Source organism: Chryseobacterium sp. TQ-BC-N36 (genome assembly GCF_058382295.1).
Genome location: NZ_CM178175.1, coordinates 2941084 through 2965617 on the forward strand (window position 1 = coordinate 2941084; position 24534 = coordinate 2965617).

The 24534-nt window shown below is 35.9% G+C and carries 27 protein-coding genes and 1 riboswitch; of the genes, 23 read left to right on the forward strand and 4 right to left on the reverse strand.

The genetic code is table 11. The features are described 5' to 3' along the window. Positions 1-48: 48 nt before the first annotated feature. From AC3FI7_RS13090 to AC3FI7_RS13165, 16 genes are all read left to right on the forward strand, one after another. Positions 49-588: a dihydrofolate reductase family protein gene (locus tag AC3FI7_RS13090; protein ID WP_491460284.1), complete on the forward strand. Its 540-nt coding sequence runs from the start codon at positions 49-51 to the stop codon at positions 586-588. A gap of 18 nt (positions 589-606) precedes the next feature. Next, positions 607-981, forward strand: coding sequence for a VOC family protein (locus AC3FI7_RS13095; RefSeq protein WP_491460285.1), 375 nt, complete (start codon positions 607-609; stop codon positions 979-981). Between the two features lie 21 nt (positions 982-1002). Next, complete coding sequence (locus AC3FI7_RS13100; RefSeq protein ID WP_491460286.1) at positions 1003-1794, forward strand: hypothetical protein; 792 nt, start codon at positions 1003-1005, stop codon at positions 1792-1794. 2 nt (positions 1795-1796) lie between these two features. Beyond that, a complete protein-coding gene (locus AC3FI7_RS13105; RefSeq protein ID WP_491460287.1) occupies positions 1797-2342 on the forward strand; it encodes a hypothetical protein in 546 nt (181 codons plus the stop codon). Continuing rightward, positions 2326-2832, forward strand: coding sequence for a hypothetical protein (locus AC3FI7_RS13110; protein ID WP_491460288.1), 507 nt, complete (start codon positions 2326-2328; stop codon positions 2830-2832). The genes AC3FI7_RS13105 and AC3FI7_RS13110 overlap by 17 nt, the downstream gene beginning before the upstream one ends. Positions 2833-3348: 516 nt before the next feature. Then, positions 3349-4959 (forward strand): serine hydrolase, encoded by a 1611-nt coding sequence (locus AC3FI7_RS13115; RefSeq protein WP_491460289.1) that lies wholly within the window; start codon positions 3349-3351, stop codon positions 4957-4959. 130 nt (positions 4960-5089) lie between these two features. Continuing rightward, positions 5090-5473, forward strand: coding sequence for a 5-carboxymethyl-2-hydroxymuconate Delta-isomerase (locus tag AC3FI7_RS13120; protein ID WP_491460290.1), 384 nt, complete (start codon positions 5090-5092; stop codon positions 5471-5473). Between the two features lie 32 nt (positions 5474-5505). Further along, on the forward strand, positions 5506-6009 hold the full coding sequence (locus AC3FI7_RS13125) for a DinB family protein (protein WP_142723776.1): 504 nt from the start codon (positions 5506-5508) through the stop codon (positions 6007-6009). A gap of 73 nt (positions 6010-6082) precedes the next feature. Beyond that, positions 6083-7234: an alpha/beta hydrolase-fold protein gene (locus AC3FI7_RS13130; protein WP_491460291.1), complete on the forward strand. Its 1152-nt coding sequence runs from the start codon at positions 6083-6085 to the stop codon at positions 7232-7234. A gap of 558 nt (positions 7235-7792) precedes the next feature. Beyond that, entirely contained in the window at positions 7793-8626 is an 834-nt protein-coding gene (locus tag AC3FI7_RS13135; protein WP_491460292.1) for a hypothetical protein, read from the forward strand. Positions 8627-8810: 184 nt separating this feature from the next. Then, positions 8811-9587, forward strand: coding sequence for an alpha/beta fold hydrolase (locus tag AC3FI7_RS13140; RefSeq protein WP_343659853.1), 777 nt, complete (start codon positions 8811-8813; stop codon positions 9585-9587). 5 nt (positions 9588-9592) lie between these two features. Beyond that, positions 9593-10348, forward strand: coding sequence for an SMI1/KNR4 family protein (locus tag AC3FI7_RS13145; protein ID WP_491460293.1), 756 nt, complete (start codon positions 9593-9595; stop codon positions 10346-10348). A gap of 53 nt (positions 10349-10401) precedes the next feature. Next, positions 10402-10755, forward strand: coding sequence for a DUF2200 domain-containing protein (locus AC3FI7_RS13150; protein ID WP_491460294.1), 354 nt, complete (start codon positions 10402-10404; stop codon positions 10753-10755). Between the two features lie 6 nt (positions 10756-10761). After that, positions 10762-11118, forward strand: coding sequence for a hypothetical protein (locus AC3FI7_RS13155; RefSeq protein WP_491460295.1), 357 nt, complete (start codon positions 10762-10764; stop codon positions 11116-11118). A gap of 296 nt (positions 11119-11414) precedes the next feature. After that, positions 11415-11540: riboswitch (FMN riboswitch) on the forward strand. A gap of 92 nt (positions 11541-11632) precedes the next feature. After that, entirely contained in the window at positions 11633-12280 is a 648-nt protein-coding gene (ribB, locus tag AC3FI7_RS13160; protein WP_343659860.1) for a 3,4-dihydroxy-2-butanone-4-phosphate synthase, read from the forward strand. Positions 12281-12415: 135 nt separating this feature from the next. Next, the gene (locus AC3FI7_RS13165) at positions 12416-13414 is read left to right on the forward strand and encodes a T9SS type A sorting domain-containing protein (RefSeq protein WP_142723769.1); all 999 of its coding nucleotides are present in this window, start codon (positions 12416-12418) and stop codon (positions 13412-13414) included. Between the two features lie 61 nt (positions 13415-13475). On the opposite strand, the gene AC3FI7_RS13170 is transcribed toward AC3FI7_RS13165, so the two are convergent. Next, positions 13476-15557, reverse strand: coding sequence for a TonB-dependent receptor domain-containing protein (locus AC3FI7_RS13170; RefSeq protein ID WP_491460296.1), 2082 nt, complete (start codon positions 15555-15557; stop codon positions 13476-13478). A gap of 168 nt (positions 15558-15725) precedes the next feature. Between AC3FI7_RS13170 and AC3FI7_RS13175 the strand changes: the two genes are divergently transcribed. Together AC3FI7_RS13175 and AC3FI7_RS13180 are read left to right on the forward strand one after the other, a co-directional pair. Continuing rightward, positions 15726-16478: a DUF3575 domain-containing protein gene (locus AC3FI7_RS13175; protein WP_142723767.1), complete on the forward strand. Its 753-nt coding sequence runs from the start codon at positions 15726-15728 to the stop codon at positions 16476-16478. Between the two features lie 107 nt (positions 16479-16585). Then, on the forward strand, positions 16586-17878 hold the full coding sequence (locus AC3FI7_RS13180) for an MFS transporter (protein ID WP_142723766.1): 1293 nt from the start codon (positions 16586-16588) through the stop codon (positions 17876-17878). 56 nt (positions 17879-17934) lie between these two features. Here the strand turns inward: AC3FI7_RS13180 and AC3FI7_RS13185 are convergent, their stop codons facing one another. Then, positions 17935-18150 carry a hypothetical protein gene (locus tag AC3FI7_RS13185; protein ID WP_047435309.1) on the reverse strand — a complete coding sequence of 72 codons (216 nt, stop codon included), beginning with the start codon at positions 18148-18150 and terminating at the stop codon, positions 17935-17937. Positions 18151-18369: 219 nt separating this feature from the next. On the opposite strand from AC3FI7_RS13185, the gene AC3FI7_RS13190 reads away from it, so the two are divergent. From AC3FI7_RS13190 to AC3FI7_RS13210, 5 genes are all read left to right on the forward strand, one after another. After that, the gene (locus AC3FI7_RS13190) at positions 18370-19044 is read left to right on the forward strand and encodes a DUF4919 domain-containing protein (protein ID WP_491460297.1); all 675 of its coding nucleotides are present in this window, start codon (positions 18370-18372) and stop codon (positions 19042-19044) included. Positions 19045-19203: 159 nt separating this feature from the next. After that, positions 19204-20055 (forward strand): alpha/beta fold hydrolase, encoded by an 852-nt coding sequence (locus tag AC3FI7_RS13195; protein ID WP_343659865.1) that lies wholly within the window; start codon positions 19204-19206, stop codon positions 20053-20055. Beyond that, a complete protein-coding gene (locus tag AC3FI7_RS13200; RefSeq protein WP_491460298.1) occupies positions 20055-20525 on the forward strand; it encodes an RNA polymerase sigma factor in 471 nt (156 codons plus the stop codon). The genes AC3FI7_RS13195 and AC3FI7_RS13200 overlap by 1 nt, the downstream gene beginning before the upstream one ends. Beyond that, positions 20515-21108, forward strand: a complete 594-nt coding sequence (locus AC3FI7_RS13205; protein WP_142723762.1) for a hypothetical protein — start codon at positions 20515-20517, stop codon at positions 21106-21108. Before AC3FI7_RS13200 ends, AC3FI7_RS13205 begins: the two co-directional genes overlap by 11 nt. Continuing rightward, positions 21105-21719, forward strand: coding sequence for a class I SAM-dependent methyltransferase (locus AC3FI7_RS13210; protein WP_142723761.1), 615 nt, complete (start codon positions 21105-21107; stop codon positions 21717-21719). The genes AC3FI7_RS13205 and AC3FI7_RS13210 overlap by 4 nt, the downstream gene beginning before the upstream one ends. A gap of 118 nt (positions 21720-21837) precedes the next feature. On the opposite strand, the gene AC3FI7_RS13215 is transcribed toward AC3FI7_RS13210, so the two are convergent. Next, entirely contained in the window at positions 21838-23595 is a 1758-nt protein-coding gene (locus AC3FI7_RS13215) for an ABC transporter ATP-binding protein (RefSeq protein ID WP_142723760.1), read from the reverse strand. Between the two features lie 131 nt (positions 23596-23726). Beyond that, positions 23727-24497, reverse strand: coding sequence for an alpha/beta hydrolase (locus tag AC3FI7_RS13220; RefSeq protein ID WP_142723759.1), 771 nt, complete (start codon positions 24495-24497; stop codon positions 23727-23729). Positions 24498-24534: the final 37 nt, after the last annotated feature.

The following is a 24534-nucleotide window of genomic DNA, read 5'->3' on the forward strand; positions in this document are numbered from 1 at the left end:
TTTCCTGTCATTTCAGAATATTCAATATCTAACTAATCACTTATTAAAATGAAAAAAGTAATATTAGACCTTGCCACGACCTTAGACGGATTTATTGAAGGACCCAATGGAGAAATCGATTGGTGCATTATGGATGATGATATGGATTTTGATGGATTTCTTTCAGGGATAGATACCATTTTTTACGGGAGAATAAGCTATGATGCATGGGGAAACTATCAGCCAGAAGAAAATGCAGGAGCAGAAGAACAAAAACTTTGGAAAGCAGTGCATTCAAAAAATAAATTTGTGTTTTCCCGTCAGAGCAGAGAAAACGAAAATGCAGTTTTTATCAATTCTGATATTGCTGAAAAAGTTTCAGAAATAAAAAATCAGGGCGGGAAAGACATCTGGCTCTATGGTGGCGCAAGTCTTATTAAAACATTCATTCAGGAAAATCTTATTGATACTTACAGAATATCTGTTCATCCCGTTGCTTTGGGACAGGGAAAACCACTTTTTGAAGATCTGAAAGAAAGATTAAATTTAAAACTGGTTAAAACTAATGTCTTCAGATCAGGTGTAGTACAGCTGATTTATGAAGTCTAGACTAAAATTGATAAGATCATGAAAGCCAGACTTACTGCTATCATTCTGTATGTACAAAACGTCCAGCTGCTTAGAAATTTCTATGTGGAAAACTTTAATCTGAAAGTGATTGAAGAAGACCCGATCTGGGTGTTGCTTGATGCAGGAGGTGCTCAGATTGGATTACATAAAATCGGAGATCAGTACCTGGGGAAAATAGAAGCAGGACATCTTTTTGACAACAATACCAAGATCGTTTTTGACATTGATACCGATATTGAGTCCGCCAGAAATCAACTGATTTCAAAAAATGTTCAGATGAGGGAAATCAAAACGTTTGACAATTATCCATTCTGGTTGTGTGATGGAACTGACCCTGAAGGAAATGTGTTTCAACTGAAAAGTAAAAAATAAAACTAAACCTCTTTTACAACCATGAAAAAACGATCAGGAATCTTTTTCTTTATAATAACTTCTGGTATGGTATTCGGTCAAAGCATTTCCACAATTGAAAAAAAGCTGGACCGTTCTTTCCGGAGGATTCAATACTGGTATGATACAAGCCGCAAAAATTTTCTCACGTATGACTCTCTTTACGCTGCCAATAAAAAATTTGAAAAACTATTACATCATTATACATCATCCTATCCTCAGACTTTGAATTATGATTTCAAATTACTTACAAAAAATGGGTTATCTGTAAGTTCCTCAGAAGACGGAAAATTCAGGATTTATTCATGGAATACCCTAACCGGAGGAACGATGCGTTTCTACAGAAGTGTTTTTCAGTACGAATCCGGACAAAAAGTACAGAGTGAAATTTTAAAAAGCGATATGGAAAAAGATGCAGAGTCCAATTATTACCAGATTAATGATATCATATCGCAGCATAAAAAATATTATCTTGCTCAAAACATTTCTGTATACAGTTCAGCATTGTATTATTATAGAATAAAAGTTTTTTCCATTGAAAATGGTAAACTTAACAGTAATGCTAAACTTATAAAAACCACTTCCGGAATCCAGAATGAGCTCAGTTATGAATTGGATTTTTCAGCATCCTCTAATACAAATAATTCAATCAGTACCAAAAAACTGGAAAACCTGGATATTCAATACGACCCTAAAAAGAAAGTCATCAGTATTCCGCTGATTCTTGATAACTATAAAATTACAGATAAAAAAATCCGTTATCAGTTCAAAGGTAAATACTTTGAAAAAATATAAGCATGAAAAAGATTATTGCATTTACCTGTATTGTATTGGTGCTGACCTTTTACAACTACCCTGTTTTTGACGATAAAAAAATTACGTTTGCCATTATTTTTATTTGTTTTATTGTTCTTGCATTTTCAACAGCTAAGCTCTATTCTCCCGAAGAAAAAGACTATGACTCATTTGAAAAGCAAATGGATAAACAACATGAATATGACGGCATTTTCCAATACACAACTGATGGGTTTTACATTCAACAAAATCATAGTACAGAGTTCATAAAGTGGGATCAAATTGTGTCAGTATATTCATTCAGTATTCCCTCACCATTTAATGACAGACAATCCGGACTGGAAATTATTACCGATGAAAAAGCCTATGAATTCGATTATGAAGCAACCCCAGGAATTATAAAGTTAGCCGATCAGCTTTCTACTAATCTTCCCAGCTGGGAACTGGATTCATCAATGGTCAGGATGAACAATTTCGGACTTTTTAAGACAAAATTGTATGAAAGAAAACCTTCTATAAAGAGATCCGATTATGCCAGTCATCATTAAAATAAAAAATAAAACTAATTGGATATTGACCATTATATTAGGTATAGGTTTACTCGTACTTTTCTTTATAATTCTGGTTATTATTCCTGTTGTAAGCATTCAGGCGGAAGGTTTCTTTTTCATTTTAAACTATATTTCATTTGCCACTCCCTTTGCAGCATCTTTTATATTATTTCTGTATATCTGGCTATGGAATACCTTTGGAAAAACAGTACTCATTATTGCTCCTGAAAAAATAACAGTCCAATATAAAAACAAGCTGTTTACAAAACAAAAAACTTATCTGAAAGAAGAAATTGATCGGGTTCAGGTGAAAGATTTTCAAGTAGACAAATATAAATTTGGAGTCCGTTATCACATTTCTCTGAGTGGCTCAACCTATTCTGTTGTTCTTATACAAAAAGGCGTTGAAACTAGAATTGTAGATTGGATCACCGAAGCCAAAGCATGTGAAATAGCAGATGAAATAAAAAAAATTCGGATTAAATGAAAAAAAGATCAGTCAAAACACCGTATCTGTATCTCAAAAATAAAAAGAGCTACTATTAAACCCTACGATGCTTTTCAATGGACAAAGTTTTATGAAAACAACTCCTCTTTTTTCGATGAATATTCTGACATCCCAATCCAATTAAATGAAGAAGAATTGTGGATCTGCTCTACTATTATTTACTCTGAAAATTACAGCATTTTAACAACTCAGAAACTGATCACATCCGAAAACGGAATTTTAGAATCCGGTCTAATTATACATGCCGAAAATGGATTGTATGGAAACTTTAAGGGGACGGAGAGGAGAAACTCACTTTTGGAAAAATCATTCTGGAACATGGAAAAATTGTAAAATATTTTATCGAAACAGGAAAAGCATCTATGATTATGATTCAAGGTATTAAGACATTAATTCAAATTAAATAAATCATCACCAACCTTCCATCAATACAATATTTTTTGAAACACATGTAATATTATCACACTTAAAAGTGTCTTATTGAAAAAAAATTAAATGAAACCCATTATAACCTGCCTCTTTTTATTACTTGCGGCGACTCCTCTTTTCTCACAGAAAGCAAAAAAATTGGAACAATTATTCACGACTTATGACAAGGCTGGTCTGTTCAGCGGTTCTGTCCTGGTTGCTGAAAAAGGTAAAATCATTTTCGAAAAAAGCTATGGCTACAGAAATGCTCCTAAAAAAGAGAAAAATACCAATAACAGCCTCTACCGGATTTTCTCCACTACAAAAATGTTCACTGCCACCATTCTTCTTCAGCTGGAAGAACAGGGAAAATTATCTTTGAATGACAGACTCTCAAAGTATTATCCTGATTTTCCCAAAGGAGACAGTATCACACTCGCAAATCTGCTTTCCCACACTTCAGGTATCCCGAATGAAACAGGTTCAGAAAACACTGTTGATGAAAAAACATTTATACAATATATTTCTGCTAAGCCTTTCAATTTTTCGCCGGGTAAAAAATGGGATTACTCCAATTCCGGATACTATATTCTGAGTTATATTATTAAAAAAGTTACCGGTCTGAATTATGATCAGGTTATAGAAAATAATATCCTGAAACCTCTGAAGATGAACCATACAGGTTTCAATTTCAATAACGTAACAGATCAAAACAAAGCATTTGGTTATGAATTTCTGTCTGATAACAGATCAAATGAGGCATTACGGTTCAAAACCGACCATCCTTTTGGTGCCGGAGCTATGTATTCTACGGTGGAAGATCTTTTTAAATTCAATGAGGCGCTCAAAAACTACACTATCCTGAAAAAAGAGACCATAGAAAAAGCTTTTACCCCTTATCTTAATGATCAGTATGGGCTGGGGTTTCAGGTTTCATCTGTTTTTGATAAAAAAACAGTAGGACACGATGGTGGCGGACCAGGATACAGAAGCAGATATTACAGGGTTCTAGAAGATGACATCTGTCTCATCGTGATATCCAATTCAGCATTGTCACACACAGATCTCATCATCCCTAAGATTGAAAAAATATTATATAATAAGCCTTACAGCATTCCTACTCCCGCAAAAGTAAACCTTACGGCATTAAAAAAAATGGAGGGAACCTATTCTTCCGGGAACACAAATTACTATGTAGCTGTTGTTGACGGGCAGATCATTTTCAGAGAAGACGGCTATTCAAGATGCTCTTTGCTGCCTGTAAGCAATACAACATTTCAACTGGATGAAAAATTTTCCTTTACATATAAACCGGATCAGAATGAAAAATTGGATACTGCCGTCATTCGTTTCCGGGACGGAACCGAGAAAACAGTTAAAAGAACCACCAATATTTCTTCATGGGGTATCGTTGGTGACGCCACCCCTAATGGCTGGGACGGAAAAGATATCCCGTTACAGGCAGATCCCAAAAATCCGGATATTTATTTCCTGAAAAATTATAAACTGAGTAAAGGTCGTTTTAAATTCAGATATAATAATGACTGGAGCTATAACTGGGGACTTAATAATGATGGTAAAAGTATGGCTATGGATGCCTATGATTTCCCTATCGCTGAAGATGGAAGCTATGATATTGTTCTGGATATGTCCAATATCGTAAAGCCGCAATACAGCATCAAAAAATTGGACCTATAAACCGGCATTTAACAGCGAAAAATACACATTTTCAAACCGTTTTGTTTTCAGAACGGTTTTTTATTTGGAATATCCATCGATATTTTTATTATTTTTATCTCACACAAAATCAAACCACAAAATATAATCGATGCCTCATTTTATTATAGATTGTTCACAGGATATTCTTCAGCAGAGATCCTCTGACGAATTAATGGATACTGTTTATAAAGCGGCTGATGAAACAGGTCTTTTTGCCCCCAATGATATTAAAGTAAGGCTTCAGCCGTATCAGTATTACAGGCTGGGCACCGATAAGAGAAGTTTTCTGCACGTATTCGGGTATATTATGGAAGGGCGCTCTAAAGAACAAAAAGCTAACCTTTCCAGACAGATCTGCATCCGGCTTTCTGAACTCCTTGCCGATATTTCTTTTCTTTCTGTCAACATCAGTGATTTTGAAACGGCAACATACAGTAACAAAGCACTCATTCATCCTGAAAATACCGATAAAGACCGGCATTTTGGATTATAGCATCTCATTCAAACCAACTAAATATCAATAATATGAGCTTAAAAACATTAGTCAGTAAAAGTGCCCAATACAACAATTGGGTAGTCAACAAATACATTGACTGGTTGTCCACAAAGTCCGATGAACAGCTGAATCAGGAAACTATTTCCAGCTTCCCTACAATTTTAAAAACGCTGCATCATATCTGGCAGACCCAGGAATACTGGTGGAGCCACATTGCTGAAAACAATGAATTTGATTTTGAAAAAACGGCTGCAGTACATACCAAAGAAGATATTTTCAATGCCATCAAAAACAACTCCCAAAAACTGGTCGATTACGTGGAAAGTCTATCCGAAGATGATCTGTCTAAAAATGTAAAAATAGAATCTCAATGGTTCCAGTGTGACTTTTCCAAATATGAGTATATCCAGCATGCTATTCTTCATGGAACTTACCACAGAGGACAGATTGTAACGATGGGAAGAAATATCGGGATAACAGATGCTCCCATGACCGATTTTAACTTCTGGAACATTTATAAAGATCATAAATAGGAAAAACATTTTGAGAAAGCAATATATCAGAAAGAACGATACAATATCTATAATTTTAATAACTTATCCTCTTATGTGGAAAAAAACTTTTCTTTTATTTTTTTCTCTATGCTTCTTTTTCGCATTTTCCCAGCTTGAAAAAATTCCAGCTTTTCAAGATACAGCCTTTCTGATCGAATCAAAAATCCTTAATCAACCGAGAAGTATATGGGTTCATTTACCAGAGGGATATTCCTCTTCACAAACTTATCCTGTCCTATATTTACTGGATGGTGATGCTCATTTTAAATATGTGTCTCAAATGGCTGACTATCTATCAGATTATGATCGGAACAGAATTCCTAAAATAATCGTTGTAGCCATAGTCAATGTCAACAGAGGAAAAGATTTAAATATCCGTCATAATGCAGTCAATGGAAAAGAAGACCCTTCCAGTATATCAGTCACTGATGGTGCTGGAAGGTTTTTGAAGTTTCTTGATCAGGAAGTGATTCCCCAAATAAATTTACGTTTTAAAACTCAGCCTTATAGAATTTTGATGGGCCATTCGCTGGCGGGTGAATTTGCTTTGTATGCCAAAAATACGCTACCAGATTTATTCCAATCTACGATTCTGATAAGTCCAGCCATTCATGATGAAAATATTCTGATAATGGCTGATTTTAATAGAATCTTGCAACAAAAAAATCTAAAAGGCAAAATGTTTGTCACCATCGGAGATGAAGATCTCCAAAAGGTTAATCTGATTACAGAACAACTTAAACAATTTTCTTCCACAACTTTTGATTGGGATTTTAAGTACTATAAAGAAGAAAATCATTTCTCAGTAACATATAAAAGCATTTTTGACGGTTTAAAATTTATTTATAAGAATTGGTTTTTTGATAATTATAGTACAGTATTAATGACTCCAAAAGAAATCCAGCTACGTTTTGATGCTCTTTCAAAAGAATTTGGATATACAATTCCTCCAACAGAAGATTTCGTTAATAATCGTGCATACAAACAACTTCGTGCAGGAAATATCAATATTGCAATTGATTTATTTCAACAAAATGTAAAAAATCATCCAGATTCATGGAATGCTTATGACAGCCTAGGGGAAGCATACCTTAAAAAAGGAGATAAAAAATCGGCTATCAAAAATTATAAAAAGTCACTTCAATTAAATCCAGATAATGCTGATGGGAAAATAATGCTGGAAAAACTTCTATCAGAAAAATAAGATTTTGTAATCATCTTTTTTCATGAAATAACAATATAACAAATTGTGGATAACTTTTCCTCACCTCATTCTTCGCTGTGGATAAACTATGGATAAGTTTTTTAAGACACTAAACCAAAAGCCATAATCATCTATAATCCATTTATTTAATAAGAAAATAGTTTTCCATAGAATATTTCACGATATAAAAATATGTGGATAAGTTCTGTGGATAACTTAATCCATATTTTTTAATTCCGACGGGATCTTATCCATATAAAATTTACAATATGGTAAACAAATATTCATAATTGATTATGAATATTTGTTATAAATTGCAGTAAAAAACAAATCACCAAACAAAGAAATAAATAACACAACATCATTACATTCAATAATTTAAAAGATTACTTACAGAAAAATAATATAGGATTGATAGTGATTAACAATGATCTGTGCTGATTTAACAATAAAAATAAACACATTATTTAAACATATTATACATAAACACAGTGAGCAAAATGATGAAAAGTTATCCACAAATGAAAAATAGATTTAACCCAATAATCCCTCATTCAAATGACAACAACCGACATCAAAGAAAACATCATTCCATATCTTGGAGAAACCCACCCTTATATTTCCATTCCTGAAAACACTGTTTTCAATGGAAACAGAATAGAGACCCAAATTTCAAATTATAATTTCAGCAATGAAAACTTTTCAAAACTGATAAAAATATTATCATCATTAGGAAGCTGTAATTTATACAGACTTTTAAATACCACCTCCAAAGACCCGATTTATTTTATGGGTGAAAAAGTAAGAATAAGACAGCTTTCTTATAAAAAATCTGATTCTGCCTCTATCACCTGTGAGAGTTTTTTAGAATCCAAAAGAAAAGGCAAATCATCACTTCTGATGAGAGATAATCATTCAGGAGAAGCACTCTACTCTTTCGAGCTTGATTATCATATTATCGCCAAAGATATATTTAAACTTTTTTATAAAGATTATTACAATAATACGCCAATAGAATACTATGATGAAAATCTTCCGGAGGGACTTATTGTAATAGAAAATGAACATCAGTTTACTGTTTTACTCAATCCTTTTACGCCTAATCAGTGCAAAGGTCATTTTGAAAATTATCCTATTGTACCTTCTGTTTTTATTATGAACTGTACATTAAGAGAGATTTTCAATTTCATGGAAAACACCGGCCCATATGAAATAGACAACCTGGAAGGTTTTGCTACCAAGGCCATGCCTACAGGAATAGAATACCGGATTGAGATTTCTCATCAACGGTTTTTAAAAGACCTTATTTTCTTTAAATGTGAAATAAAAGATCTCCTGGGAACACCTTATGCTATTATTATCGTAAATCTGAGGTCAAAAGATAAAAAATAAATTTATCGAGAACGTCTTAAAAGTACTTCCAACATCAGAAATGGAAGATCCGATGCAGTCAACATCAAAAGTCAGATTTTTTGTTTTTTGAGACAATCTTGTTTTTCCACTCAGATCATAGATGTTTAACAGTCTTTTTGTAAATTGGGCTTAAAATATAACACACCAATTTACTTCTGTTGAAATGGAAAAATATGCACTCTCGTCAGACGGTCAAAAAATTTATTATAAAGAATCCGGAAATGGAACCCCTACTCTTATCTTCATCCATGGATGGCTAGGCAATACCGAATGGTGGGAAGAGCAGAAAGAATATTTCAAAAACCAATATCATATTGTTTTGATGGATCTTGCCGGACATGGAAAATCAGATTCTTCCAGACAGGAATGGACAAGCGCCGGATATGCTGATGACATTAAAGCAGTCGCTGATGCGGTTGATCCTCAGGAAATAGTTCTTGTGGGACATTCAATGTCAGGAGCTTATGTTTTGGAAGCTTCTTTAAAAATTCCAAAAGTAAAAGCTTTACTTCTGATAGATACATTGAAAAACCTGGACGAATCATTTACTCAAGAACAAACTGAAGAAGTACTTTCCCAATACAGAAAAAATTTCAAATACACTGTGGAAAACCTTCTGCCGCAATTTTTGTTTGCAGAAGGAACACCACCTGCTGTAAAAGAAAGGATACAGCGTGAATTTCTTCAAAATGAACCTGAACTGGCAATCAATGCACTCCGTCCTTTATATAAAACAGATTTCAACTTATTGGCGAAACAGATTCAAGTGCCTGTCATAGCGATCAACTCTGATGCTTCCCCTACCCATTTGGAAAACAACCGAAAATATTTGAAAAGCTATGATTATGTAACCATTAAAGGCGTTGGGCATTATCCTATGCTGGAAAAACCTGAAGAATTCAATAAAATTTTAGAAAATGAACTGAAAAAACTGGTTTAAAAAGTATGATATCAAGACAGGAAATTATCAATATATTCGCTGATCTCTCGGAAGGAAAACTCAACGCTGAGGAATGGATGGAATGGTTCAAAGTCTATACAGAAGACATTGAAAAAATATGTGGCAGAAGAACTTTTCTCAGTATAATGCCTAAAGACAGCTTTAGCGGAGTCCGTAATTTATATATTGGACAACTGGGCGCTTACGACTGGCTTATCTCTCAAAAAGCAGATGCCCAATGGTCTGACCGTTATAAAAAGGGATGGGAAAAAGAATTCAGCGACTTCTGTGAACAGGAAAAACAAAAAGAACAACACCTTCGAAAAACAGTTGAAAATAAGTTTGGACATCTAAAAACCATTTACCCTAAGTTTTTGAAGCAGCTGACAAAATCTTACAGTGATTCCGATTGCATTAAAAATGGGGTGAAAACTGAGGCAATACACAACAAAGAAAAAGAACTCTCTCTACAATTTCCTGAGGAGCTGTCCGTCTTCTATCAAAATATTTCAACATTAAAATTTGAAGGTTTAGAAATAAATTTTGAAGAATTAAGTTATGAAATGATAGATGACCAGCCATATCTGCTCATCGGAGAATTCTGGCTGTATGGAGATGGAGACCAGCTGTTTTATAATCCTGAAAATCGGAATGTCTATATTTTTGCTCATGAAAATATCCCTAAAATGATTAAAATAAGCTCTTCATGGTATGATTTTGTGGAGAAAAAAACAGTAAACTATTTAAAAGAATACGAATAATTACTTCCGTTGTTCAAAAGTTAAGATCTTAAACCCTCATGACCTCAATGCCCATGAAGAACACCAAAATTTTCACAACTGCTTTTTCCAGCGTCTATCCGCATTACGTTCAAAAAGCAGAAAAAAAAGGACGTACAAAATCAGAAGTTAATGAAATTATCTGCTGGCTTACAGGCTACGATGAAAAGGGACTGCAGGAACAAATTGATAGAAGAAACGATTTTATCACTTTTTTTGATCAGGCCCCACAGATACATCCTAATGTTTCATTAATTAAAGGCCTTATTTGTGGATATCGTGTGGAAGAAATTAAAGATGAACTCATGAGAAATATACGGTATCTGGATAAATTGATCGATGAGCTGGCAAAGGGAAAGAAGATGGAAAAAATTAAAAGAAAAAATTAAATTTCAATGTACGAATGGAATTATTTTTACGGAGCTATCATGCTGGATGAGGACTATACCGGTTTTCTAAACTTCATTAACAATAAAATGCGGGATCAGAAATATTTTTATTTTCATCCGGAAATTTTCTCCCGCGCCACCCAGGAACCAGCTTATTATTATGACAATATTCTTATTTCTTTTGGAAGAACAGAAAGATGGCTTATCGACGATACAAGGGAATTACAAAACTTCATTCGTGAATTTGAAGAAATATTAAGCCAGCTTGATTTTGAACATGCTCAGATAAAGACAGGAGGAATAAACTCAGATCATTCTTTCTTCTGGTCAAACAAAAAAAATAACAAGGTCTTATCAGTCTGACAGGATGATGGATATTGTGAAACATTATCATATAAGACTTTATGAAAGCGAAAGGTATTATTTCGGACTGGGAGAGATTAATCTATCTACAGGAACCTTCAATAGAAAAAACGATGACCATGATCTACACTCCTTTGACAGACAATATAAGAATTTCAGCTATCCTTTTTAACGGACAAAAATTAAACAATTCTTTTCTCCAATTCAAAAAACTTCCCGAAATTAGCAGTCTGTGCGTTAAATACTATTCAATGAAATAAAAATTTAAATTACAACATACAGCAAAACTTAGGATAAGTTTTCTTCGGGGCAGGGTGCAATTCCCTACCGGCGGTTACAGTCCGCGACTCCTTTCTTCTGAAAGGACTGATCTGGTGAAATTCCGGAACCGACAGTTAAAGTCTGGATGGGAGAAGAAAATGAGATGGCCAATAAGATTCCTTATGGACTCTTGTTGTGCCGTATTTCATTTCCATGTACCGAAGACTATTTTAACTTTTAAAAGTAAAATAACATGGAAAAATTATTAGAACAATTCGGAGAAACCTCCAGAGAACGTGTAGAAAAAGCACTTCAGACATTACAACAGGGAAAAGGCATTCTATTAGTAGATGATGAAAACCGTGAAAACGAAGGCGATATCATCTTTCCCGCTTCCACCATTACAGAACAGGACATGGCACTTCTGATCCGCGAATGCAGCGGTATCGTCTGCTTATGCATTTCCGAAGAAAAAAGCCGGCACCTCAACCTCCGTCCGATGGTGGACAACAACAGTTCAAAAAATCAAACAGCATTCACCATTTCCATTGAAGCCAGGGAAGGTGTGGAATCAGGCGTTTCAGCCAAAGACCGCGTCACAACAATCAGAACAGCAGTGTCAGCAGATGCTCAGGCAGAGCATATTGCAAGCCCCGGTCACGTTTTTCCTCTGATCGCCAGAAAAGGAGGCGTTTTTGAAAGACGTGGGCATACCGAGGGCAGTGTAGATCTTGTAAAAATGGCCAATCTGGGTGATGATGCTGTACTTTGTGAGCTGACCAATGAAGACGGCTCTATGGCAAGGCTTCCTGAAATTGTAGACTTTGCTATCAAAAAAGGAATGAGCGTCGTCACTATAGAAGATATTTATGCATATCGTAAAATGGTAATGAGCAATTAGACTTACACATTTTTAACGCACAGAGCCGCCTGTTGATATGATCAACAGGCGGTTTTTTCAAAAATTTAATTAAAAACGATATAATTTAACATTTGAATACTATTTTTTAATTATTTTTAACAAAAATTTCTGACTATGAAAAAATCTTTACTCCTTTTATTAGGAGCGTCTGCCATGTTTTCTGCGCAGATCACGCTTACAAAAGCGGCCAATGACCCTATTGCCGGGAATGTTGTGAATTACAATCATGTAACCGGAACCGTTAACAACTCTGCAACAGGAGCTAATGTTACATTTTCAAACGGAGCCCTTACCATGGGAACTTCGTCACAAACAACCTATTCAGTTCCTACTTCTACTGAAATAGCGACTTTTCCAGGTTCCACGATTAAAATGATAGACGGAGCCACAACCATTTATTATAAAGCATCCTCTACTAAGCTTGAAATCACAGGAATTGTAAATACACAGGCTACTTTAAACTTTAGTGTGGATAATGGTACTTATATTAGCTACCCGCTGACTTACGGACCGGCGCAGAGTGATACAGCCAAAGGAACTTTCTCTTCCTCTTCTGCTAACGGCTTGTTCAGCGGAACAATGAATGCCATTGCTGATGCCTATGGAACCCTGATTATAGGGAATCAAACGTACAGCAACGTTCTTAGAGTAAAGTACACGCAAAACTTCAATCTGTATCCGTCTTTTGATGTGACTTACTCCAACCCTATCGGAACAGTCACCAATACAGCCTATTCTTATTATGATGCTTCTCACAGATATGCACTGCTAAACTCTACAAGTGGAAATATCAGTATTCCATTGTTGAGCATCAACCAGACAGTAGCCACCGCATTAGCCTTAAACGAAACATTTCTGGCAACCAGCAATGCGGTAAAAAAAGAAAACCTGATAGTTTATCCTAATCCTGCACAGGACTTTATAGGTTTCAAAGGAAATACGGATAACTATTCCAAAGCAAATATTTACAGTCTGGATGGAAAACTGGTTAAAACTTCAGATATAAAATCCGGAAACGTACAGATCTCTGATCTTCCGCCAGCGTCTTATTTTATTGAGATCAGTGGAAAAAATAATACAGATACAAAGAATACAAAATTCATCAAAAAATAAAAAACGAAATCCCCGCTCCTACAAATGAGCGGGGATTTCTTATTAACATTCAAATTGGCATCTAAAAAGTGGCGGCTGGAGCCGTTTCATTATTAAGCTTTCGCTGGATTTCTGTCTTTTTCCCTTTTGAGAAATCATAGCTCAGCCCCAATACAAACATGGATTTATTATTCATAATCTGAGTATGAACTTTATAATCTACCAGACTTTCAGGTAAACTTTTTGTTTTATATTCCGAAGGCATTCCTATCCAGTACATTCCTGTGGAAAATGTCCAGTTTTTAAGCTTATAGCTTACAAAAACATTATTCTGATTTTCATTGGTATTCAGAAAAGCGCCGCTAAGGCTGTATACCGGAATATTAAACTGATATTGAACAGAAAAAGATTGATACTCTGAAGAAAGTGAAAAATAATTTCCCAAATAATCATTTTTAATCAAAGCACCGGTACTTGTCCGTACCGTTTCAGAAGTAGGCGTGATCACAGCTTTTACGACAAGCAGATTATTTCCGAATGGTTTGTAAGATCCTGTAAGCTGTACTCCGTACCGTTGTCCGTTTTTTCCATTTTCATACGTCAGCGCATAGCCTCCCAGTATCTCATCCTGAACGTAATACTGGTTGATCACCCTGTTGATATACCGGTAAAACAAACCTGCGTTAAAGTCAAAATATTTATTATTAAAGGAATACGTAAGGTTATTTGAAAAAACCTGCTGAGATTCTAAAAAAGGATTTCCTCTCTGAACAATATTTGGAGCCAGCTGCACTACATTACTGCTCAAAGCATTGCTCCAGGGACTTACCGGGTTATAACTTGTTGTAAAACGAAGATTCTGACTGTTTTTAAGCTGATACGCCAGGATAACTTTTGGAGTAAAAGTCCATTCATCAAAAGTATTCTCTGCACTTTTGTTGTGAATATTGGTAAGCCCGGCTCCAATACGGTAGCTGAATTTATCTGTCTTTCCTGCAAATTCAGTGTAAAAATACTGTTCCAGATAAGTGACACTGTATCGGGAATATCCGGCAAGATTATTCAGGTCATTCGAAATAGAAGACCGTGAGATACGATATCCTGATGAAAGTTTTCCTGCCTTGAAATCATGAGTATGGGCAAGCTCTCCCACCAGGCTGGTTTGCTTTGCCTCCAGAACCATATCATTATCATATACTGAAAATCCCGACCCTGTTACCCATTCCCTCGCTGTTTCCGAAGTATGGGTAGTATAGTGAGATCCAACAGCATTGATACTCAGTTCATCTTTTTCACTGATTTTTTTAGAATAATAAAGATCCAGTTTAGGAATCACATAATCTGAACCATTATTTTTAAACATAGCATGTTCTTCTTTCAGGTTATCTTCCGTAAAGACACTCTGCCCTGTTCCTTTTGAAAACCTGCTGAAAATATCCATATTGAATTTGGCCTGAAATGCATATTCATCAGGAACAAGTCTGGTGAAACGCAAAGCAATATTCTGAAAAGTATATCCGAAATGATCGGTTCTGTTTTCGTCAGAACGGTAATGTTTTTCATTGAGCTGATAATCATAAACACTGTTTACTCTTCTGTCATTATAATCTCTCAGATTCAGTGAATACTCCAAACCAAAATTATTTTTACCTTTTGTATAACTGGCATAGGCAGAACCATTCACAAATCCCGTATTCAAAGCAGCAGAAACATCAGCCCCGAAAACATATCCTGTTTCTGCAGATTTTGTCAGAATATTAACGACAGTATCAGCTCTTGTTGCCCATCTTGCCGGCGGAATATCATAATATTCCACCTTCAGAACCTCATTGGGAGCAACACTCCGGATCTGCATGTCTGTAGCCTCAATTCCGTTGATAAGAAATAATGTAGTTCCTCCCTTTGTGCTGGTAATGGTATTGGATACCGGATCAAGCTGCAGTTCCGGAAGGGTGCGAAGCAGGTCTTTTGCATAGCGTGCTCTTTCCAGAGCCTCCTTATCAAAAGTATAAACTGCTTTATCAGCAAACTGCTTTTTACGTTGTGATTTTAAAATAACTTCCTGAATCTCTTTAGCCACTACACCAGCCGTATCATTTTTCTTCTCCTGAGAAAATATAAAAGCTCCGCAAAGAAAGAAAATGGTATATATAGTTTTTTTCATTTCTGAAGATGAATTATACCATTAGGACAACATATCCATGATGTTTATTACATTTACAGATACAACATATTTAAAATTTTTCATAAATTTTCATTTAAATTCCAATTATTATGTTAAATTCAGCCCGTTTTTTGCTGATTACTTTTTAACATCACAAAATATAGCGTCATGAAAAAGTTATTCATATTAATTCCATGCTCTTTTTTTTCCGCATTAGGAGCTCAGGAAATTCAAAACAGCCCGGCAGAGAAAATGAATATCATCAAGACCAATGTTACAGCCTATGCATTCAGAAACATCAATCTGTCTTATGAGCGGGCTATCAACCAATGGTTTTCAGTGAATGTAGGTTTTGGAACAATGCCTGAAGGAAAAGTACCTTTCATCAATTCCTTTCTGAAAGACGAGGACGAAAAAAGGTTCCAGAACCTCAGGGTAAAAGCCACGAACTTTACTATAGAACCCAGATTTTATGTAGGAAAAGGTTACGGTAAAGGATTCTATTTTGCACCTTATTACCGTTATTCAAGCGTTACTTCCAATACTTTCGATTTTTATTATGACTACAATGGCCCTAATGGAATCACCTATCAGATACCTCTTAAAGGTTTTGGAGACACCAAAGGAAACAGTGGTGGTCTGATGGTAGGCGTACAGTTCTTTTTAACAAGAAGCCAGAACCTTGTGCTTGACTTCTGGATTGCCGGCGCCCATTATGGAAGCGGAAAAGGGGATTTTACAATGACTTCAGATTATGTACTGACTCCCGATATGCAGGCTCAATTAAAAAAGGAGATCGAAAACCTCGATATTCCATTTGTAAAATATACTGTAGAAACCAATGCCAACGGAGCGAGAATAAAAGTAGACGGCCCCTGGGCGGGGTTCAGAAGCGGACTTTCGATAGGATATAGGTTTTAACATATTCAACCCTAACATCTAAACCGTTCTTTATCAGTACGGTTATTTTTTTCTGAAATTTGTATCTTGGATCCCATTATAAGAACTTTCTGGAATTTATACTATCTATGAAATCAACCTCTGTTACCACCGGCCAAAGAATCAAGGCTATCATAGGCGGATCTATCGGAAATCTTGTCGAATGGTATGACTGGTATGCGTATGCAGCCTTTGCCATCTATTTTTCACATTCTTTTTTCCCGGATTCTGATCTTAATGCCCAACTGATGAATACTGCAGGGATATTTGCTGTAGGTTTTCTTATGCGTCCTATCGGTGGATGGCTGTTCGGAAGTATTGCTGATAAGATTGGAAGAAAAAAAGCAATGACTTTTTCTGTACTACTGATGTCCTTTGGGTCTTTGCTGATTGCTCTCACCCCTACCTATAAATCGATAGGTATTTTGGCTCCTTTAATACTTTTACTGGCCAGATTGCTTCAGGGCCTGAGTGTAGGTGGAGAATACGGGGTTTCGGCTACCTATCTCAGTGAAATGGCAACACAGGACAGAAGAGGATTTTACTCGAGTTTTCAATATGTCACCCTGATCGGCGGACAGCTTATCGCATTAGGGATACAGCTTATTTTACAAAAATTAGTACTTACAGAAACACAGCTGGAAGATTGGGGCTGGCGAATTCCTTTTGCTATTGGGGCTCTGCTTTCCATTATTGCATTATACCTTCGGGCTAATCTTCATGAAACGGAAGCCTTTGAAAATAAAAAAGAAGTGAGCGAAAAGAAAAAAGGGACCGTAAAAGAACTCCTGAAACATCCCAAAGCCCTTCTTACTGTAATAGGTCTTACTTTAGGAGGAACACTTGCATTTTATACCTATACAACCTATATGCAGAAATTTCTGGTCAATACCGTACATCTTACCAAGGAAGAATCTACATTGATTTCATTTATTTCCCTCTTTATATTTGCCTGCCTTCAGCCTGTATTCGGAGCATTATCTGATAAAATAGGAAGAAGACCTCTTCTTTTGGGTTTTGGTATTCTGGGAACTTTATGTACTGTTCCGCTTCTTACAGCGCTCAGCAATACTACTTCAATGTGGGGAGCATTTTCCCTGATTATGACTGCATTAATTATTGTTAGCGGATATACTTCTATCAACGCCGTGGTAAAAGCCGAGCTTTTTCCTTCTGAGATCAGGGCGCTTGGTGTCGGCTTACCTTATGCCATTACGGTTGCCGTATTTGGAGGGACAGCAGAATATATTGCGCTCTGGTTCAAAAAGATTGGTTCTGAAGAATACTTTTACTGGTACATTACCGGATGTATTCTTTTCTCTCTGGTTGTTTATATAGGAATGAAAGATACTAAAAAGAAGTCTACATTGGATAGAGACTGAATTTTTAGATTTTATAAAAAAGTTACGCCGCAGATTCTCTGCGGCGCACTTCTATTTTAATGATAGGCCTGTTTAAATTTTTCAATCATACTGTCCAGATTATGGCGCTGAACGTATATACTTTTTACCTCCTGATACCTCGGCGATTTGTAGAAAACCTCATGAAAATCCATACTGCCGTTTCCTACTTTTACAACTTTCTGTACTTCGATATTCAACTTTCTTAATTCGTCTTTGAAGACTTTAAATTCATCTTGGATACTACTGCTCATTAATATTTTTGGTTTTTTTAGTTAAAAATTCCTTTTACCCCTTTGAATATCAGGGGTAACCTCTCAAATTCTGAATAAAGTTAGTAATTTTATCGATACAAAATAACACTTTGACAATATTTTATTGTTTTTTTTATAAATAGTGACTTAATATTATACGATTGATACATATTCCGTATTTTTAACCTTGTGAAAAATCGTAAAAATGCCATACAATCTATGAATACCAAAGCTTTTTTCTCTTTATTTTTTTTACTATTGATTACTTTCCTGCATGCTCAGAAAATGGAATTTAAGGCTCCGGATTATGCGGCCATTCAAAAAAATATTGAAGATAAAAATTCAGAATTCTATTACCCTAAACTTTTAAAAAGATTAAAACAGAATGATACGCTTCTTACGGGCAATCAATACCGGCATCTGTACTTCGGGTATACCTTTCAAAAAGAATATCAGCCTTATAAAACGGGGAAGAAAGCTGAAGAAGCAGCCAAATATTATCGTGGGGAAGGTATTTCACAAAAGGATCTTTCCAAGGGAATTCAGCTTTTCCGTGATGTACTGGATGAAAATCCGCTGGACCTTCGTGCCATGAATTATCTGGCCTATTTGTATCATCTCAACAATGATGATAACACTGCGAAAAAGATTGCAGGAAACTTTCATGGATTATTAAGCGCTATTCTTACATCCGGTGATGGGCTTACATGTGAGACGGGCTTTCATGTTATTTCTGTGACTGATGAATACGTGCTGCTGAACAGGTTTCAAATGGAAACTCAATCACAAAGCCTGGAAGGAAAATGTGATTATCATGAGTTTGAAAAAGGCAAATATAAAGTCCCAGGGTTCTACTTTAATATCAGTAGATTCTATGGAAGAATATTAGATTAACAGCCTTCATTTTTATACAATAAATTTCATGTGATTTTGTCCTGAACACAAGGTTTTGGAGGAGAAAAAATATTTTTTTTCATAAAAAATAAATTTTAGTGTAACATTTTCTGAAGGTTTGTCTCTAAAAGACAAATAAACCTTAAAACTTTAGAAATCATGAAAAAATTCACGTTCCTTCTTATCATCCTCTTATTTTTTTTGGCGGTGTGCAATATATTTGGACAGCAAACATCTTATCCTTTTGAAGTAAAGAAAACCGGAAAAGGAAATCAGTCCCTAATTTTTATTCCAGGGTTTGCCTCTTCAGGAGAGGTTTGGAATGAGACAGCTGCAAAATTTGAAAAAAACTTCACTTGTTATACTTTGACAATGGCCGGCTTTGCCGGAACAAAACCACAGACAGAGGCCAGTTTTAAAGACTGGGAAAAAGGAATCGCAGCTTATATCATAAATAATAAAATTGATAAACCGATTCTTATCGGGCACAGTATGGGAGGTGGCCTTGCGTTGGCTATTGCAGCCGACTATCCGGAACTTGCAGGTAAAATCGTTATTGTAGATACTCTTCCCTGTCTGGCAGCAATGTCTGATCCCAATTTCAGTTCAAAAGAAAATAATGACTGCACCTCTACTATTACCCAATTAACAGCTATGAATGATGAACAGTTCCGAAAAATGCAGACTCAGGCAATGCCACGCCTGCTGGCGGATACTTCTATGCAGGAAACCGTAATCGGATGGAGCATGAAATCTGATCGGAAGACATTTGCAAAAATGTACTGTGATTTTTACAATACCGATCTCAGAGAGAAAATAAAAAACATTCAATGCCCTTCTCTTATTCTTCTGGAGTCCTTTTTTGTTAATCTTAAACCGACTATTGAAAGCCAGTACAAGGATCTAAAAAATGCCAATATGCAATATGCTTCAAAAGGATTGCATTTCATCATGTATGATGACAAGGATTGGTATCTTAACCAGCTTACTAACTTTTTATCTTCGAAATAATGGTTTTTGAAGAGATATACGAACTCTACTGGCAAAGGATATTCCGTTTATGCATGGGATATGTGAATGACACCGAACTTGCACAGGATCTTGCACAGGAAACCTTTATCATTGTATGGCAGCAGCTTCCTAAATTCAGGAATGAATCCAGCGTAGGAACATGGATCTTTAGAATTGCTTCCAATAATTGCCTGCGACAGATTGAAAAGGAAAAGAAATTTGCCAAAGCAGATTTACCGGTAAATCTGGAAGAGAAAAAGCAGGAATCCATGGAGCCTCAGATACAGATGCTCTACCAGTATATTTCTGAGTTGCCGGAAACGGACAGGATCATCATTTCACTGGAACTGGAAGAGGTAAGACAGGCTGAAATAGCCCATATCGTAGGACTTTCAGAATCCAATATCCGGGTAAAGATTCACAGAATAAAAGAAAAATTAACACAAAAGTTTAAAGAAAATGGATACTAATATCGATTTCAAAAATATATGGAAGCAGCAGACTTCCAACAAACCCAATATGGAAGAGCTTCTCGGTAAACTGAAAAAATTCAGAAATCAGAACCTGCGCAGACTGGTCTTTGCTAATATTGGATTAATTGCTACTTCCTTATTGATTCTTTTCATCTGGTACCGTTACCAGCCTGAAATGATCACAACAAAAATCGGAATTGTACTTGTAGTCTTGGGAATGGTTATTTTCCTGCTTGCCTACAACAAAATGTTTATGGTATTCTACAAAATTGATCAGACTCAATCAAATAACGAATATCTCCAAAGTTTGTATGTGGTAAAAAATAAGCAGAAGTTTATGCAGACCACCATCCTCAACATATATTTTATCATGCTGTTTCTCGGAATATGCTTTTATATGTATGAATACACATCAAGAATGACTCTTGGCGCCGGAATTCTGACCTATACCGTAACCTCAGCCTGGATTGCTTTCAACTGGTTTTATCTGAGACCGCGAACCATCAAAAAACAGCAGGGAAAAATTGACGAATTAATTAATAAATTTGAAGAGATCAATAATCAATTAAAAGAATCATGATATCTTCCGACAACAAAAGCCACTGGGAAAACGTATATGAAACCAAAAATCCGGATCAGGTAAGCTGGACACAGAAAAAACCTCAGACATCACTTGATTTTATTACATCTTCGGGATTGGGGAAAGATGCCAGCATTATCGATATCGGAGGCGGCGACAGCAACCTTGTTGATTTTCTTCTTGAAGAAGGCTACAAAAACATTACAGTACTGGATATTTCTGCCAAAGCATTGGAAAAAGCAAAGGAAAGATTGGGAGATGCTGCTAACAAAGTAAAATGGATTGCAACAGATATTACAGCTTTCGAACCTGCAGAGACCTATGACATCTGGCATGACAGAGCTGCCTTTCATTTTCTTACAAAACCGGAACAGGTTTCAAAATATATTGATATTGCAGAAAAGAATGTAAATAACTTTATGATTATCGGAACTTTTTCTAAAAACGGTCCCACCAAATGCAGCGGACTGGATATTCAACAGTATGATGAAGAGTCATTAGCTGAAAAATTCAAAGCTGGTTTTACAAAAATAAAGTGTATTACAGAAGATCATATTACTCCTTTTGAAACAGTTCAGAATTTTGTATTCTGCAGTTTTAAAAAGCATTGATAGATCAAAGCTGATATTTTAAATAAAAAACTGTATAAATTTACAAGTCGCAAAAGGTTAGACCGAAAAAAGAGAATCATAATGACTCTCTTTTTTGTTTATTATAATTTCTGATGGATTACGATTCTTTTTCTTCCTCCATTTCCACTTCATGACGAAGCTGGGCTTTGTAAAGAGTAGCATAATAACCGTTCTTATCCAGAAGCTCAAGATGCTTGCCTTCTTCCACAATTTTACCATGCTCCATCACAATGATCTTATCCGCCTTTTCAATGGTTGAAAGTCTGTGGGCAATAATAATGGATGTCCTGTTTTTAGTAATTTTTTCTGTTGCTCTCTGAATCAGCTTTTCACTCTCATGATCAATGGAAGAAGTTGCTTCATCCAGGATCAAAATTTTCGGATCTGATAAATAAGCTCTCAGGAAAGACAGCAGCTGCCTCTGCCCCAAAGAAATGGATGAACCTCTCTCGCTCACTACATAATCATATCCCCCAGGAAGCTGTTCAATAAACTGATCCACTTCAATTTCTCTGGCTCCGGCTTTAATTTTATCCAATGTTATCCTGTCATCACCAAAAGCAAGATTTTCAAAGATACTTCCGTGGAAAAGGAACACATCCTGCAGCACTACGCCGATATGGCTTCTCAGATTATACAATTCATAATCTTTTAAATCCACATCATCGATCAGGATATTTCCTGAATTGATATCATACAATCTGGTGATCAGACTGATAATGGTAGATTTTCCGGCACCTGTTGCACCCACAATTGCTACGGTTTCTCCCGGGTTTACTTTAAAATCAATTCCCTTAAGTACTTCCTGCTTTTCATCATATGCAAAGTGTACTTTCTGGAATTCAATTTTTCCGGCAAAGTGATCTTTCTTCACCGTTCCGGTATTTGGCATTGCGTTTTCTTCATCCATTAACCCCAGCACTCTTTCTGCTCCTACAATTCCTCGCTGGATATTATTGAAACGGTCTGCAATCTGTCTCAAAGGACGGATCAGCATGGAAATATACTGGATAAATGCAATCACTACCCCGGCGCTGATGGTAATATATCCCCCATAGAAAAGAATAAATCCTATAAATAATGAAGAAATCAGTTCCACTACCGGGAAGAAAAGAGAGAAAATAAATACAGTTCTCAGCAATGCTCCCTTAAGGGTAATATTGATATCATCAAATTTCTTAAATTCAGCTTCCTGTCTGTTGAATACCTGGATAATCGGCATCCCGGCAAGCCTTTCCTGAACAAAAGAATTCTGATTGGCAGTCCAGTTTCTCTCATCCCCAAAAGCTTTTTTCAGTCTTTTCTGGAAGAATCTTGTAATGACTACCATCAAAGGTAAAATGGCCAGTGTAATATAACTCAGGTGAACATTGGTATTGAACATCATGACCAATACAAACAGAATTCTCAGGATATCTCCAAACACCATCAGGAATCCATCTGTATAAACAGTAGCAATTGTTTCCACATCGCCTACCGCACGGGTCACCAGCTGCCCAATTGGGGTTTTATCAAAAAATGCAGTCTTGAAATAAATCAGTTTCGCATATAAACGCTCTCTGATATCTCTGATCACATTCTGCGAGATAAAATTGGAAAAATAAACCAGGAAAAAGTTCAAAATCGTTTCAGCAAACACCAATCCAACAAGGATATAGATATGCTTCATCATTAAAGCCTTATCATGAAGTTTTGTAATATCATTATCCACCACCTGCATGGTAAGATAAGGCCTGTAAGTGGAAACAATCGAAAGGAATATGGAAATGATAAGGGTAAGGATAAACCAAGAACGAAATTTCATTCCGATAAAGAACAGCCTTTTTATAATTCCCCAGGTATCTTGTTTTTTCATTGTACGAATCGAAAGAAAGAATTAAAATAAAATTCTATGCAAAAATAAGACTTTATAACCGGACTGCCTTTACAACTTTTGCAAATCGTCATAGAAAATTTAAGATATCTACCATTTACAGAATGAATATATTAAGCATTCTTTTGTATCCAGCTCAAAACATATTCTGCTACCTCTTCCCAGTTTTTTTCTCCACATATAAAATGACTCCTGCCTGCAAACTCTTTAAAATCCACAATGCTGCCAGTATCTTTATAAGCCCCCGCTATTTTCTTTGAAAATGCTGCCGGAAAAATATGATCATTAGATCCCGCTATGAACAGCAGCGGTTGATGGGGTTTCTTTAAATCTAATTTTGCAGAAGCTTTAAACAAAGGATCTTTTGCCAATTTTCTGCTTTCAGGAACTGCTACCGTCGTGTAAAGCCTGTCACTTTCTTCTTTTGAATAATTATTGAAAAAGGCCTTGTGATACCATTCTTTTGTTCCCATATATGGACTGTTTCCTTTGAAGAAATTCACCACTGGCCAAACGATTTTAACAGTAGAAAAAGGCGCCATAATATTTTTCGGAGGAGCACCGTCAATACTTATGCCAGCTGCTGCCTTCCCCATATCGATCAGCTTTTGGACCATAAGCCCTCCAAAAGAATGTCCGATAACAATAGGCTTTTCAGGAAGACTGTCAATCAGTTTCACAAGATTGTCCACAGTATCGTCAAAGCCGACATGTCTTAATTCGCCGGGAATGTTATTTTTCAAGTGTACAGGATCCCCTTCATGTCCTGGATTTGAGGGAGTATGTACGGTATATCCCTGAGCTTCAAAATAAGTTTTCCATTCTTTCCAGCTTGTATTATTCACAAATAACCCATGAATGAATACGATCGTTTTTGTTTTCATAATTTTCACTTTTTGTTTTGTTAAATTGATGAAACAA